The sequence below is a fragment of the Clostridioides sp. GD02367 genome (assembly GCF_045900275.1).
GTDB lineage: Bacteria > Bacillota > Clostridia > Peptostreptococcales > Peptostreptococcaceae > Clostridioides > Clostridioides difficile_A.
Genome location: NZ_JBJODK010000002.1, coordinates 62425 through 77730, shown reverse-complemented (window position 1 = coordinate 77730; position 15306 = coordinate 62425). Strand labels below are relative to the sequence as shown.

Genomic DNA, 15306 nt, shown 5'->3' with positions numbered 1-15306 from the left:
TATATTTTTTAACTTTTTTGTAACTTTTTAAAAACCTGTTGAACCAAATCCACCTTTTCCTCTTTCAGAATCACTTAATTCTTTCACTTCTTCTATGTTAATATCATAGATAGGTTTCACTATCATTTGAGCAATTTTCATATGTTTCTCAACTTTAAAATCATTTTTCCCATGATTTATTAATATAATTTTAAGCTCTCCTCTATATCCTTCATCAATAGTTCCTGGTGTGTTTAACACAGTAATAGAATGTTTTAAAGCAAGTCCACTTCTAGGTCTTACCTGTGCTTCTGTCATAGCAGGAAGCTCTATACATATACCAGTTTTAATAAGTTTAGTCTCCCCAGAAGGTATTACAACCTCTTCTATAGAATACAAATCCATACCAGCATCACCCTTGTGAGCAAAATTAGGTATTATAGCATCATCATTTAATTTTTTTACTTTCAAATTATACATTTTATATCTCCTTTCAACTTTCTATAAATATTATAACTTAAATTTCGACCTCTTGAAGTTTTTTATTTTTTTGTGGTAATATAATTATTAGTGTTTTAAAGGAGGATTTTTTATGAAACTTGTACTTGCTGAGAAACCATCTGTTGCAAAAACTATAGCATCCTTTCTAGGTGCAAAGACTAGACAAGATGGTTACTTTGAAGGAAATGATTATATAATTACTTATGCAGTTGGGCACTTAGTATCATTATATGATATGAAGGATTATGATAAAGATAAATATTCTGGTTCTTGGAAAATGAATAATTTTCCATTTGTTCCTGAAGATAAGTTTAAATTTAAGATTGATAGTTCTAAAACCAAACAATTTAATACTGTAAAAAAGCTCTTGAATAGAAAAGATGTAGAATACGTAATAAATGCTACTGATAATGACCGAGAAGGAGAACTCATAGCATTTCTGATATTTTTACTTGCAAACAATAAAAAACCAGTAAAAAGAATCTTAGTAAATGAATGGACACCAGAAGACATTACAAGGGGTATAAAAAACTTAAAAGATGAAGATGAAATGAGAAATCTTCAAGCGGCTGGATATACAAGACTTATCACTGATTGGTTGATTGGAATAAATTTCACTTCTGTTGCTACATTGAAATATGGAAATGGAAAATTATTAAATATAGGTAGAGTAATTCTTCCAACAGTTAAATTAGTCTATGATAGAGATATGGAAATACTAAATTTTGTTCCTAAAACTTATTACGAAATCGAAGGTCATTTTAAAGCTGAAGCTGGTGAGTATAAAGGTAAGTATGTTAAGGGCAAAGAAAGTAAATTTGATACACTTGAAGATGCAAATAAAATTATAGCTTCAATTACATCTGAAACAGGTAAAATACTAGATAAAAAAGTTACTATGTCAAAAGAATATGCACCCAAACTTTTTAGTTTGACATCACTTCAAGGATATATAACTTCTAAGTATTCTAATTTTACATCTGACAAGGTTTTAAATGTCTGTCAATCTCTTTATGAAGGTAATGGTAAGGGTGGATATATAACTTATCCTAGAACTGATTCTATTTTTTTAGAAGAAAGCTTAACTTCAAAGGTATCTCAAACCTTAGACAAATTAAAGGTTGGTCTTGAATATGAAAATAAAATTAAATTTTCCAAGACTAAAAGAGTCTTTGATTCTTCTAAAGTAGATTCACATAGTGCTATAATCCCTACTTATATAATTCCAAAAAGCTTATCTAAAGATGAACAACTAGTTTATGATGCTATAAAAGATAGGTTTATAGCAAACTTTATGCCTCCTGCTGAATATGAGAATACAGAAATTAAGACAGAAGTAGATAATTGTACTTTCCTAACAAAAGGTAAAGTACTTAAATCAAAAGGATATCTTGAAGTATATAATAAGGAAGAAAAAAACGATTTACTTCCACTTGTAAATAAAAATGATAGTGTAGATGTCTTAGAAGTAAAACCATTAACTAAACAGACTACTCCTCCTAAACCATATACTGAAGACACTCTTCTAAAAGCCATGAAAAATTGTGGTAAAAACGTGCCTGAAGAAGATACAACAGTGTTATCAGGATATTCTATAGGGACATCAGCCACACGTGCTGATGTATTGAAGAAAATAAGCCAAGTTGGATATGTAAATAAAAAAGGAAAATCTTACTCTATAACAGACCTTGGAAAAAACTTAGTTGAAATTTTCCCTGTTAAAGACTTATTTGATGTAGACTATACTGGAAAACTTGAAAAAAGTTTGAGTGATATTCAAAAAGGAAAATACACTAGAAAAGAATATCTTACTAATATCATTAATTTTATATATCAAAATGTCAATATTATAAAACACGATACTTCAAAAAACATAAACACAGAAGCATATATTTTTGATTCAAAAACTAAAAAATTTACTAAAACAAAAGAAAAAAAGCAGAAAAAAGGTATAGCTAATTCCACAAAGGAAATTGCTGTGTCAAAAGATTCTGATGACAAAAATGAAAGTAAAAATAATGATGATAATCCATCTCTTGGTAAATGTCCTGTTTGTCAGGGTGATGTGCTTGAATTCGATAAAGGGTTTGCTTGTAAAAATCATAAAGAATGTAAATTTGTTATTTGGAAAAATGATAAGTACTTAAGTCTTTATAAAAAGAAAGTTAATAAAACAATGGTCAAAAACATTTTAAAAAAAGGTGAAACCAAGGTAAAGTCTTTAACTGCTAAAAATGGGAATAAGTTTGATGCCACATTAAAATACAATAAGAATCCAGATAATGGTTATTTTAGTTGGAAAATAGAGTTTGATAATTAAATAATACTCATAAAACAATAAATGTCAGTAGTATAATATATAATATTATGCTACTGACATTTATTGTTTTAAAAAATTTTTCTTTTTTAATTATGACTTTCACAACTACATCTAACCTAATTTTTTTACTATTTCTGATAGCTTCAGTGTATGTTCATCCAATAAAGCTAACTCTTCTTCAGAAAGATTTGATAGTTTCTTTACTAAAGACTCTTTAAGTATAGCTTTTACTGCATCAAACAATTTAAATGCCTTATCCGTTAATTCCACCCTAAGAATTCTTCTATCTTTTGGGTCAGGAAATTTATTCACTAAATCATGTTCTACCAATCTATCAATAATTGGTGTCATATTTGATTTTAATATTCCTAAATTAGAAGCTATTTGAGAAATTGATGATGAGTTCGATGTCATAAGATAAAGAATTACCTTCGCATGCGATGGAGCCATTGGACATTCTTCAAAATACGCTTTCATTATATCCGAGTTATTTTGAAATTTTTTTAACAAATCACTTTCTTTAAATATATTATTTTCAAGTACAAATAAGAAATCTAAGAAAGAGTCTGCTATTTTAAGTATATTATTGTTATCCATCTTTGTAACATCCCTTCAACAAATAATGTAATAAAACATTCGTTATTTATATAGTATAAATTATAAACTATTAATAAATTTAAAACAAGAAAAAGTTATTGACTCATAATAATTATAAATTTATAATCAAATTAGAGAATTATAAATTGCCAATAAAGGGAAGTTTTTTTATTAGCCTAAAACTAAACTTAAAATAAGACACTTTAAATTCTACAACAAGCTAGTGTGCAATATATAATAGGAGGAGATATGAAAAGATATTTAATAGTTTTCTTAATGTGTAGTTCACTGTTTTTAGTTGGATGTGGAAAAACAGAAGAACCTGAACCTGAGAAACCAATAGCAGTTTCTGTTCAAAAAGCAGTAGGAGGAGAAATTGAAAACACAAATGCTTTTTCAGGAACTACAAAGGTTAAAGATGAAACAGCTGTTACTGCACAGACTGTTGGCACAGTTCAAGAAGTTTATGTAAAACTTGGGCAAAATGTAAGAAAAGGAGATGAATTATTGAGTATAAGCAGTCCAGATCTAGAAAATAGTGTAAAACAAAGTAAAGCAGCATTAGATTTGGCTAAAGCAAGTTATTCAAGTGCAACTGGTGGTTCATTAGAATCACAAGTAAATCAAGCAAAGACAGCTCTTGATAATGCAAAGATTCAATATGATGAATCTCAAAGAAATTATGACAATAATAAGGTTCTTTATGAGCAGGAAGTAATTAGTTTAGACCAATTTAAAAAAATAGAATTTGCTTTAGAACAATCAAAACAACAACTAGATTCTGCTCAAAAATCATACGATACAGCAACTTCAAAGAGTATACCTCAAGCTAAAGTTCTTGCTAAAAAACAACTTGACCAAGCTCAAGTGTCATATAATTTGGCAATGAGTAACTTAGATAAATTAACATTAACAGCTCCAGTAGATGGTACAATAACGGCTAAAAACTTTGATGCAAAAGAAATGATAACACAATCACAGCCAGCTTTTACTATTTCCAACCCTAACATATTAGAAGTTGACTTAAATGTAGCCGAATCAGACATAGGTAAATTTAAGAAGGATGGAAACGTAGAAGTTATAATTGAAGACCATAGAATTTTAGGAAAAGTAGATTATGTACCTTCAGTAGTTGACCCACAGACATCTTTATATCCTGTTAAAGTGCTTGTTAATAATACAAACAATAAATTTAAAGCAGGAATGTCTGCTCAAGTAAATTTAAGTGTTGAAAAAGAAAATGGTGCTGTTACAGTACCTAAAAAGGCAATATTCGAAGAAAAAGGAAAGAAATATGTATACATAGCAAAGAAGGATAATATAGCAAAGAAAAAATTAGTTCAAACTGGAATTGTAACAGAGGATAAAATAGAAATCAAAAGTGGTGTAAGCGAAAAAGATACAGTGGTTATTGGGGGTATAAGTCTTATTTCTGATGGAACTAAGATATTTCCTGTAGAAAAGGAGAAATAGTACTATGAATTTTATACAAACTTCTGTTAAGCGTCCTCTCACAATCATAATGGTCTTCTTAGTATTAATAGTTTTTGGTGGTATTGGATATAAGAAAATGTCAATAAATCTAATGCCTGATATAGAAATACCTGTTGTAATGGTTATGACTACTTGGACAGGTGCTGGTCCTCAAGACGTTGATGAACAAATTAGTCAAAAAGTTGATGAAAGTTTATCAGCTGTTTCAAACGTAAATACTACCATATCAAGTTCACAAGAAAGTGTTTCTATGGTAGTTGCTCAATTCGAGTTTGGGACTAATTTAGATGAAATAATGAACGATGTTAGGTCTAAAGTTGATGCATTACAGACTAGTCTTCCAGAGGATGCAGCTAAACCAACAGTTCTAAAATTAGATATGAATGCACAAGCCATAGGTCAGCTTGTTATATCTGGAGGAAATGAAAATAGTTCACAGGCATTGAGAAAATATGCTGAGGATGTGATTCAACCTAAAATAGAGTCTATAGATGGTGTAACTTCAGCAGACCTTAAAGGTGGAGAAAAAGCACAGGTCAATGTAATAGCTGACCCAGCTGTTCTTTCAAATTATGGAGTTAGTTTATCAACTATAAAGGGTATCTTATCATCTAGTAATAAAACATATCCTTATGGGTCAATTACTCAAGGTGAAGATAAAATAGTTTTAAGAGCAATTGATAAACTTGAATCTTTAGATGATATAAAACAGCTTCAAATTCCTGTAAAAGGTGGAAATACAGTTAGATTAGATAACCTTTGTAGTGTAGATTATGGATATGCAGACAAAGACAGTATTTATAGATATAATGGAAAAGACAGTTTGGTAATAGATATTTCTAAACAACAAGATGCCAATACTGTAAAAGTTATGCAAAATGCATATAAATATGTAGATGAATTAAATAAAGAAAATCCTCAATTTAAAATTAAAATTGCTAACGATACAAGTGAGTACATAAGTGAATCAATAAATAGTGTAATGAGCAACTTGCTTATAAGTGCTGTTATTGCCTTTGTGGTAATCTTTGCTTTCTTAAAAAGTGTAAGAGCTTCACTAGTTGTTGCCATAGCAATCCCAATTTCTATAATAGGTGCTATAGCAGTTCTATACTTTACAGGAGAAAGTTTAAACCTTATCACTGCAAGTTCCTTGGTAATTTCAGTTGGTATGGTTGTCGATAATGCTACAGTTGTAATTGAAAATATATTTAAATATAGGAAAAGTGGTCGCATGAGTATTGATGATTGTGCTATTGAGGGTACAAGAACTGTAACCAATGCCATACTTGCATCAACATTGACTACTATAGCAATATTTTTACCTATTATGTTTACAGAAGGTATAGCTAAAATAACCTTTGGAGCATTAGGTAAAACACTTATAGCTTCTCTAGCCTTCTCTTTCATAGGCGCAATTACTCTTGTTCCTAGTGTATTCGCAAAATTAAGTAGAGGTAAGAATAGCGAAAAAATGAAAGAAAAAGATAGCCCTATATTTGATAAAGTAAGTGAAGGGTATAAAAAATTACTAAGTGTATGCTTAAGACACCAACGCTTAGTAGTAATAGCAAGTTTACTTATTTTTATAGCTTCTCTATTTGGAATGAGCTTTATAGGTATGGACTTTATGCCTGCTGCAGACAAAGGGGCATTGGCAATTTCTATAGAACTTCCAAAGGGTCTTAGTCTAGAATCTAATGATTACTATGTATCTATGACTGAGAAAAAAGTTTCAGATATCCCAGAAGTTAAAACTTTAATAACAACTTTAACATCAGATTCAAATAATAATACAGCAAATATAGCAATTGAATTAGAATCTCAAAAAAATAGAAAGAGAACTACTGATGAGATAGAAAAAGAAATAATTGATAGAGTTGCCACTGTCCCAGACTGTAAAATAAATGTAAGTCAAAATAGTAGTGTCATGGGTGGAAGTACAGGGGCAGACTTTACATTAGAAATGAAAGGCCCTGATTTAGATGTATTAAAAATATTAGGAAAAGAAGCCGAAAAACAATTCAGCTCCATAAAAGGATTTAGAAATGTTAAGACTTCTCTTACAGATACAACTCAAGAAGCTCAATTTACCATAGACAAACATAAAGCTCAAGAGTATGGTGTAAATACTGCCGAAATTGCAGGATTACTACGTACAGCAATAAATGGTGATTCAGTCACTACTGCTACTATTGATGACTATAAAGTGGATGTAAATTTAAAATTTAAAGCAGACAGTATTGACAATCTGGAAGATATAAAACAATTAAAAGTAAACTCTGCAACTGGAAAAGAAGTTCCTCTTGGTGCTTTTTCAGATATAAAAATGGCAGATGGTCTACAATCTATATCTAGGACTGATGGAGATTTCTCTGTAAATATAACTGCTACACTTGATAATGTAGATGCTGGTACTGCTACTAAACTAGCACTAGAAAAAACTAACAAGATGGTAATTCCTAAAGATTACTCTATTGGTGTTGGTGGAGAAACAGAGATGATGAACGAATCTATGGCAAGTCTTGGATTCTCAATGGTTATAGCCATAGCATTAGTTTATATGGTAATGGTAGCTCAGTTTGAATCATTTAGTAAACCATTTATAATCATGTTCTGTGTTCCATTTGCATTTGTTGGAGTTGTACTTTCTCTCCTAGTCAGTGGGCAAAGTTTGAGTACTGTAGGTATGTTAGGTATAATCTTACTTATAGGTATAGTTGTTAACAACGGTATAGTTCTTATTGACTACATAGAACAACTTAGAAAAACAAATCGTAACAATGATTTAATTGGATTGGTCTCTATTGGTTGTGCAGCAAGATTAAGACCAGTTCTAATGACAACAGCAACAACAATTTTAGGTATGTTACCAACAGCACTATCTCTTGGTGAAGGTGGAGAAACAATGCAACCACTAGCAATAGTTATAATGGGAGGTCTGACTGTATCTACACTTATAACTTTGGTACTTATACCTACCATATACTTGATATTTGATAAGTGGGAAGATAAGTTTTCAGACAAAATGCCTAAGATATTTGGTAAAATAACAGATAAAATAGGTGATATAAAAAGAAAGATAATAAAGAAACCAAAATTGAAAGCTAAAGTTTAAATAGAATGGAGGGTGATTGTATTGAATAAGAAAGTTAGTAAAATAGTTGCAATCGGATGTGGTGTTGGTATAATAATAGCTAATCTAATGCCAGTTTATGCAAATGATAATACTTCTTCTATAAATAAAGTTGATAACTCTATCATGAATGACTCAACTAAAAGAACATCTGAAAAGGAAATTTTGACTGCTAGAGAAGCTGTCAGTGCAGCGCTTAAAAATAGTGAAAAATTAAAGATGAAATCAGAAGAAATAAAAATGTTAAAAGAAAAGTTAGAAGTACAAGATGAGTTTGATAGTTTTACTGGAAGTGATAATGCATTTCCATACGACCAAATTGGACTTCTTAAAAATCAAAGTGAGCAAGCTAAGGGATTTATGGAAGACCAAATAGCCAATGATATTACTAATAAATACAATGATTTAGTCTCAAGAGAAAATGAATTGGATAAAATAAAAAACAATCTTGAGATAAAAACTAAAGAAATTAAAGATATGAAATTAAAAAAAGAGTTGGGTTTAGTAACATCATTAGAAACTGAGTCAGCTGAACTTGAACTTCAAACGCTACAAAATACTCAAAAATCTAAGCTTCAAGAATTAAAAAATAATCAAGACTATTTTAAATTGTTAACTAATATAGATTTAAATAATTATCAATTGGATAAAGAATATAGATTTGAATCTTTTAGAGTTGGTGGCTCAGTCGATTCATATATGGAAGGTAAGGTTAATGAATACTTAAAGTATGACCAATTGATTTTAGAACGTACTGAAGAAAGTTTTAATGATAAGGATGAGAATAAAGCAGATTTACCAGATAGACCTAATCTTACAAGACCAGTTGCACCTACAAAACCAGAACAAAATGGTTTACCTGATGATGAATATAAGGTTCTTATGGATAAGTATAAAAAAGATTATGAGCAATATGAAAAAGAAGTTGAGGTATACAATCTTGAAAGACAGACTTATGCTGCTGGGCTTACTACATATGCAAATTATCTTCAACAAAAATACAATACTGAAAATGGTCTAGTAACATTAGAAGACAGTAAAAAAGCTCTAAAAAAAGGCTTAATTGACAGTTATGCTCAATTACTTGCTTTAGAAGATACAATTGAAATTACTAAAAAGCAACTTGAATTATCAGAAAAACAAGTAAAAAATACTAAATTAAGATATGATTTAGGATTAATTACTCTAACTGATTATAAAAAACAAGTAGTAAGTAATGAAGATGCTAAAAATAGCTATGACACGCTTATTGTAAACTATAACTCACTAAAAAATGGTATAGAAAAGCCTTGGATACTTAGTACTGGAAATAATACTGGTAAATAGAAAGTATTAAATAACTTTCACAAAGTTGTTTAATAAAAATATATAGAAAATTGATTTATTATTAAATAAAAGACTGTAGATATATTTATATAGAAACAAATATATCTACAGTCTTCTTAGTATACAATTTATAAATTTATTTTATATAAATCTACTTAATTCTATATATTCAATATTTCAATTTCATATCAAATAATTTTCATTTTAAATCATTATAACTTTTCTAAGTTCCATATGACATAGTCCTTTTACCTAGAGCTTATATCTATGTAAGTCTTTATTATAATAAAATAATTGACAGTTAGAAAAATAAAACTATTTTGAAACCTGGAATCCATATTTTAAAGGGTCATCATTGTCAATAATATAAGTAGATACTCCTGTTATATAAGCACTTCCTGTAATTTTAGGTATTACTGCAGAATAATCTCCAGCCTTTGCTTCTTCCTTAATTACACCCGTAAATGTAGTACCAATAAAGCTTTCATATACAAAAGGCTCTCCAATACCAATTTTACCTCTTTTATAAAGAGTCGCCAGTTTAGCGCTAGTACCAGTTCCACATGGAGAACGGTCTGCCATATAATCACCAAATATTACAACATTTCTCATGTCACATCCAGGTGTTGAAGTAGGACAATACAATTCAGCAAGGTCAACAGAAGTAATATCACATTCAGGATGTTGTATTTCGTTTTCTTGGTTAGCATGTTCAATTAATTTCATACCAAAATCAGTTAGAAATGGAATATTTTCAGGTGTTACATCCATACCAAATTGTGTAACATCACACAATGCGAAGAAACTTCCTCCAAATGAAATATCATATGTAATCTCTTTTCCATCAATATTAGTTGTTAAGTTTTCCTTATACAAAAATGCAGGTACATTTGTTAGTGTTACATTTACAACTTTACCATCTTTTACTTCTGCTTTTGTACGTATTAGACCAGCAGGTGCATCTAAAACAACTTCTGTATATGGTTCTTTTGCTTCTACAAGTCTAGCTTCTATAATCGCAGTAACTGTTCCAATAGTTCCATGCCCACACATATTCAAATATCCACCAGTATCCATATATATAACTCCATAATCTGCTTCTGAATGGATTGGCTCAGTAACAATAGAGCCAAACATATCATGATGTCCACGAGGCTCAAACATTAATGCCTTACGATACTGGTCACAATTCTCTTCCAAATATTTTTTCTTTTCAATCATTGTATTTCCTGGCAATTTTGGAAATCCAGATAATACAACACGTGTAAATTCTCCAACTGTATGTGTATCAATAGCAGTAAAACATTTTTCGTAAATACTAAGATTTACATTTGGTTTTAGTTCCATTTTGGAAACCCCCTTAATATTATGTAATATAGTTATGTAACTTTATTTTATAACTTTATTTTTAAATTGTCAACTCAGAGAACTGGAAAAGATTAAGAAAATATGATATCGTATATTTAAACAAAAGTAACGACTAATGGAATATAACAAGAAAGGAAATGTAATCTATGGGAAATAGAGAGAAACAGTTGAAAAATGCTTCAATGCCATCAGACTTAAAATATTTAAATCGGAAACGAATACTTGATATCATCAGAAATACAACAGAAGTATCAGTCAATGATATTAGTGAAGCGACCAAAATCAGTCGTCCTACAGTGAAAAAAGCTATTCAGAGTTTTGAAGAAATAGGGCTTTTGGTCTCAGCAGGTAAAGGCAGTTCTACAAATATTGGTGGAAAACGCCCAGAATTATATTCGTTTTCTTGTAATAAAAGGATATTGTGTATCTCTCTTGAAGAGAGCTATATTCATTTTGCACTTTTGACTATGAAAAATGAATGTGTCTTAGAAATAGAAATTCCTGCTACTTACAACAATACATTAGACACATTTCAGAAAGAATTAGCAATTCATATTGAAGATATTCTAGTAAATGCAGAAATCTCTCATGATGAATTATATGGCATAAGCTTTGCAATCGCTGGATTCGTAGACCAAAAATATGGTATTGTCAGATTTTTTATGATGGCTCCACATTGGGGAAGAAATATCAATATAAAAGAATGGCTTGAGAAATTGTATCCAAAACAGGAGATTATAGTAGAAAACCTAGTTAGAATGGCTGGAAATGCGCTTCTTCTTGAGGAAGAATTTCGTAATAAAAGAACAGTTGTCATGTATGCAGAGGCAGGAATTTCTTCATGCTACATTGATAATGTTGTACTTACTGGTAGAAATGCTCTTATTGGAGAAATCGGACATATGACTGTTGATTACAGTGATGAAGAGATTTGTTCCTGTGGAAGTAAGGGATGCTTTGAACGTATGGTTAGTGCTGAAAGAATTCGCCATAGGTTAAAGAAAAATTCAATGAAACTTTTAAAGTCTTCTATAAATCAGTGGATAGAATCTAAAGATTTAATTCGACATGTGTTTGAAGAAGCAGACAATGGAGATGAACTGTCAATGATAGAGGTTGGTTATCTGGCAGAAATGTTCTCATTAATGTTGAAAAATGTAGCAATCAATTTTGACCCAGAAATTGTAGTCCTCCTTGGACAATATGCTTATGCAGGAGACTATTTTAAGATTAAATTGAAAGAAGAGCGAAAAAAAGCTCGATTCTTCCCAGAAGAAACTGCATCTGTAATATATTATGATATACGACCATTAAGAGAACTCCAAAAAGCTGGTGGATATCAGGTATTAACACAAAAATTCTTTGAAAATCCCATATTTTATAAAGGTAATATTAAGGAAAATGAAGATTAATCAAAAGCTTATGATTTTATAGAGCCATCCAAAATGGATGGCTCAAAAGTTTAACTCTGAATTTAATTATCTTTTATCAAATGTCTCATCTATTTTACATCTTACCATGTTAACAAATTCAGAAATATTATATCCTTTCAGTTTACATCCACATTTAGGACAATAATCTAGTCTCCTAGATACCAAAGCCCTACAACTAGGCTCTGGGCATCTCATTTTTAGACTTTCCTCTGCTACTTTAAATCCACATCGTGGGCATATACTACCTGGACGTGATGATACTTCCTTTCCACATTTAGGACACTTTGTCAACTTTATCCCCTCCAGTAAACTCAATTTAATTATTAGTTAAAATTTCTCTCTACAATAATATATGCAATACAATTAAATACGTTTCACCTTAAGTTATATAAGTTATTTTTTTATAATAAAATAAAAATCCCCTATACTTAACTTACAAATAATTTATTTGATACATTAAATATATAGGGGATATTACTTTAATTATATAATTTTACAGTATATTACTATCTAGGATTTTTTATAGATGCCTGAGCTGCTGCAAGTCTAGCAATTGGCACTCTAAATGGTGAACAAGATACATAGTTAAGTCCTACATTATAACAGAACTCTACTGAAGATGGTTCTCCACCATGCTCTCCACATATTCCTAGTTTTAATTCTGGTTTAACTTCTCTACCTAACTTAGCTCCCATCTTAACTAATTTACCAACACCATTTTGGTCTAGTACTTGGAATGGGTCTTTTTCTAATATTTCTTCATCTACATATTGACCTAAGAATTTACCAGCATCATCTCTTGAATATCCAAATGCCATTTGAGTTAAGTCATTAGTACCAAAGCTGAAGAAGTCTGCCTCTTGTGCTATTTCATCAGCAGTTAAACAAGCTCTAGGTATTTCTATCATAGTACCTACAGTATAAGGAACTTCTACACCTTCTTCTTTTATTATAGCATCAACAGTATCTACTATCATTTTTCTTATTATCTTTAACTCATTTACTTCTCCAACTAATGGAACCATTATCTCTGGAGAAACTTTAACACCTGCTCTTATTGCCTCTATAGCTCCTTGTATTATAGCTTTAGATTGCATTACACATATTTCAGGATAAGTTATTGCAAGTCTACAACCTCTGTGTCCAAGCATTGGGTTAAATTCATCTAAATCAACTATTCTCTTCTTAATATCACTTACTTTTATACCCATAGATTTTGCAAGCTCTTCTATAGTCTCATCATCATGAGGTAAGAATTCATGTAGTGGTGGGTCTAGCAATCTTATATTAACTGGTTTTCCATCCATAACTTTAAATAATTCTACAAAATCTTCTCTTTGCATTGGTAATATTTTTTCAAGTGCTTTTTCTCTTTGCTCTACTGTATTAGATAATATCATTTCTCTAACTGCTGGTAATCTATCTTCATCAAAGAACATATGCTCAGTTCTACATAGACCTATACCTTCAGCACCAAACTCTATAGCTGCACGAGCATCTCTAGGATTATCTGCATTAGTTCTAACCATCATACACTTGTGTTTGTCTACCCACTTCATTAATTTCTCAAAGTTACCAGTTAAAGCTACTTCTGTTTTCTTAACATCTCCTAAGTAAACATTTCCTGTAGAACCATCTATAGAAATATATTCTCCTTCTTTTATAACTACATCATCAAGTGCTCTTATTTCTTTGTTAAATTCATCAACTTTTATTTCTCCACATCCAGCAACACAACATTTACCCATACCTCTAGCAACAACTGCTGCATGTGATGTCATTCCTCCTCTAGCTGTAAGGATTCCTTCAGCCTTAACCATACCTTCTATATCTTCTGGAGATGTCTCTAGTCTAACTAAAACTACTTTTTCTCCTTTTTCACTTGCTTTTACTACATCATCAGCATTGAAATAAACTTTACCACTTGCTGCACCTGGTGATGCTGGTAAACCTTTTGCTATAACTTTAGCTTCTTTTAATGCCTTATCTTCAAATTTTGGATGTAATAATTGGTCTAATTGATTAGGCTCAATTCTCATTATAGCTTCTTTTTCGTCTATTATTCCATCTTCAACTAAATCAACTGCTACAGCTATTGCTGCTGCTGCTGTTCTCTTACCATTTCTAGTTTGTAATATATATAATCTTTCATTTTCTATAGTAAACTCTATATCTTGCATATCTTTATAGTGACCTTCAAGTATATGAGTAATTTTTACGAATTCATCAAATACAGCTGGCATTACATCAGCAAGAGTTGATATATTTTGAGGAGTTCTTATACCTGCAACAACGTCTTCACCTTGTGCATTCATTAGGAATTCACCAAATAATTTATTTTCTCCTGTAGCTGGATTTCTAGTAAATGCAACACCTGTACCACTAGTTTCTCCCATGTTACCAAATACCATTGATTGGATGTTTACTGCTGTTCCTAAGTTATGAGCTATATCATTCAATTTACGGTATACGATTGCACGAGGGTTATTCCATGATCTAAATACAGCCTCTATAGCAAGCATTAATTGCTCTTTTGGGTCTTGTGGGAAATCACTTTTAATTTCTTTTTTGTATATTGCTTTAAACTCTTTTACTATTTCTTTTAAATCATCAGTTGTAAGCTCTGTGTCAACTGTATATCCTTTTGCTTCTTTTACTCTATCTAATACATTCTCAAATTTATATTTTGGAACTTCCATAGCAACATCAGAAAACATTTGTATGAATCTTCTGTAACTATCATATGCAAATCTTTCATTTTGTGTAGCTTCTGCTAGACCAACAACACTATTATCATTAAGACCTAGGTTAAGAATTGTATCCATCATTCCTGGCATAGAGAATACTGCACCAGAACGAACTGATACTAATAATGGATTCTTATTGCATCCTAATGTTTTATTTAAGTCTTTTTCTAAAGTAGCTAAATGATTTTCTATTTCTTTTATTATCTCTGCTCTTATACTTTCATTGTTAACATAATAGTCATTACATGCTTCTGTTGTTATAGTGAATCCAGGAGGGACAGGTAAGCCTATCTTAGTCATTTCTGCTAAATTGGCACCTTTACCTCCTAGTAAAGATTTCATGTCTTTGCTTCCTTCACCAAAACTATAAACATACTTAGTTTCCATTGTTAAATCCCCCATTAA

10 protein-coding genes are annotated in these 15306 nt (G+C 30.6%); 5 read left to right on the top strand and 5 right to left on the bottom strand.

Annotated elements, in window-relative coordinates; translation table 11 throughout:
- Positions 1 to 27: 27 nt before the first annotated feature.
- Positions 28 to 459: a dUTP diphosphatase gene (gene dut, locus Q3223_RS02360; RefSeq protein WP_054271009.1), complete on the bottom strand. Its 432-nt coding sequence runs from the start codon at positions 457 to 459 to the stop codon at positions 28 to 30.
- A gap of 112 nt (positions 460 to 571) precedes the next feature.
- Here dut and Q3223_RS02355 point away from each other — a divergent pair, with 112 nt between their 5' ends.
- On the top strand, positions 572 to 2800 hold the full coding sequence (locus Q3223_RS02355) for a type IA DNA topoisomerase (protein ID WP_231300801.1): 2229 nt from the start codon (positions 572 to 574) through the stop codon (positions 2798 to 2800).
- Positions 2801 to 2911: 111 nt separating this feature from the next.
- On the opposite strand, the gene Q3223_RS02350 is transcribed toward Q3223_RS02355, so the two are convergent.
- Positions 2912 to 3397 (bottom strand): MarR family winged helix-turn-helix transcriptional regulator, encoded by a 486-nt coding sequence (locus Q3223_RS02350; protein WP_054271011.1) that lies wholly within the window; start codon positions 3395 to 3397, stop codon positions 2912 to 2914.
- Between the two features lie 249 nt (positions 3398 to 3646).
- On the opposite strand from Q3223_RS02350, the gene Q3223_RS02345 reads away from it, so the two are divergent.
- Genes Q3223_RS02345 through Q3223_RS02335 form a run of 3 tightly spaced genes read left to right on the top strand, consistent with a single transcriptional unit; the run spans position 3647 to position 9353 of the window.
- The gene (locus Q3223_RS02345) at positions 3647 to 4870 is read left to right on the top strand and encodes an efflux RND transporter periplasmic adaptor subunit (protein WP_407811539.1); all 1224 of its coding nucleotides are present in this window, start codon (positions 3647 to 3649) and stop codon (positions 4868 to 4870) included.
- A 4-nt stretch (positions 4871 to 4874) separates the two neighbouring features.
- Positions 4875 to 8009, top strand: coding sequence for an efflux RND transporter permease subunit (locus tag Q3223_RS02340; RefSeq protein ID WP_223152825.1), 3135 nt, complete (start codon positions 4875 to 4877; stop codon positions 8007 to 8009).
- 21 nt (positions 8010 to 8030) lie between these two features.
- Positions 8031 to 9353 carry a TolC family protein gene (locus Q3223_RS02335; protein ID WP_407811538.1) on the top strand — a complete coding sequence of 441 codons (1323 nt, stop codon included), beginning with the start codon at positions 8031 to 8033 and terminating at the stop codon, positions 9351 to 9353.
- Between the two features lie 315 nt (positions 9354 to 9668).
- Here Q3223_RS02335 and Q3223_RS02330 read toward each other — a convergent pair whose 3' ends face one another.
- On the bottom strand, positions 9669 to 10700 hold the full coding sequence (locus Q3223_RS02330) for a proline racemase family protein (protein ID WP_407811537.1): 1032 nt from the start codon (positions 10698 to 10700) through the stop codon (positions 9669 to 9671).
- Positions 10701 to 10867: 167 nt separating this feature from the next.
- Between Q3223_RS02330 and Q3223_RS02325 the strand changes: the two genes are divergently transcribed.
- The gene (locus tag Q3223_RS02325) at positions 10868 to 12133 is read left to right on the top strand and encodes an ROK family transcriptional regulator (protein WP_074178414.1); all 1266 of its coding nucleotides are present in this window, start codon (positions 10868 to 10870) and stop codon (positions 12131 to 12133) included.
- 66 nt (positions 12134 to 12199) lie between these two features.
- Here the strand turns inward: Q3223_RS02325 and Q3223_RS02320 are convergent, their stop codons facing one another.
- Together Q3223_RS02320 and ppdK are read right to left on the bottom strand one after the other, a co-directional pair.
- On the bottom strand, positions 12200 to 12445 hold the full coding sequence (locus tag Q3223_RS02320) for a hypothetical protein (RefSeq protein WP_054271017.1): 246 nt from the start codon (positions 12443 to 12445) through the stop codon (positions 12200 to 12202).
- A gap of 215 nt (positions 12446 to 12660) precedes the next feature.
- On the bottom strand, positions 12661 to 15288 hold the full coding sequence (ppdK, locus tag Q3223_RS02315) for a pyruvate, phosphate dikinase (protein ID WP_054271018.1): 2628 nt from the start codon (positions 15286 to 15288) through the stop codon (positions 12661 to 12663).
- Positions 15289 to 15306 lie beyond the last annotated feature (18 nt).

Excerpts from the sequence above, each read along its gene's own strand:
- dut (WP_054271009.1), bottom strand. The coding sequence starts at position 459 with ATGTATAATTTGAAAGTAAAAAAATTAAATGATGATGCTATAATACCT.
- Q3223_RS02355 (WP_231300801.1), top strand. The coding sequence starts at position 572 with ATGAAACTTGTACTTGCTGAGAAACCATCTGTTGCAAAAACTATAGCA.
- Q3223_RS02350 (WP_054271011.1), bottom strand. The coding sequence starts at position 3,397 with ATGGATAACAATAATATACTTAAAATAGCAGACTCTTTCTTAGATTTC.
- Q3223_RS02345 (WP_407811539.1), top strand. The coding sequence starts at position 3,647 with ATGAAAAGATATTTAATAGTTTTCTTAATGTGTAGTTCACTGTTTTTA.
- Q3223_RS02340 (WP_223152825.1), top strand. The coding sequence starts at position 4,875 with ATGAATTTTATACAAACTTCTGTTAAGCGTCCTCTCACAATCATAATG.
- Q3223_RS02330 (WP_407811537.1), bottom strand. The coding sequence starts at position 10,700 with ATGGAACTAAAACCAAATGTAAATCTTAGTATTTACGAAAAATGTTTT.
- Q3223_RS02325 (WP_074178414.1), top strand. The coding sequence starts at position 10,868 with ATGGGAAATAGAGAGAAACAGTTGAAAAATGCTTCAATGCCATCAGAC.
- ppdK (WP_054271018.1), bottom strand. The coding sequence starts at position 15,288 with ATGGAAACTAAGTATGTTTATAGTTTTGGTGAAGGAAGCAAAGACATG.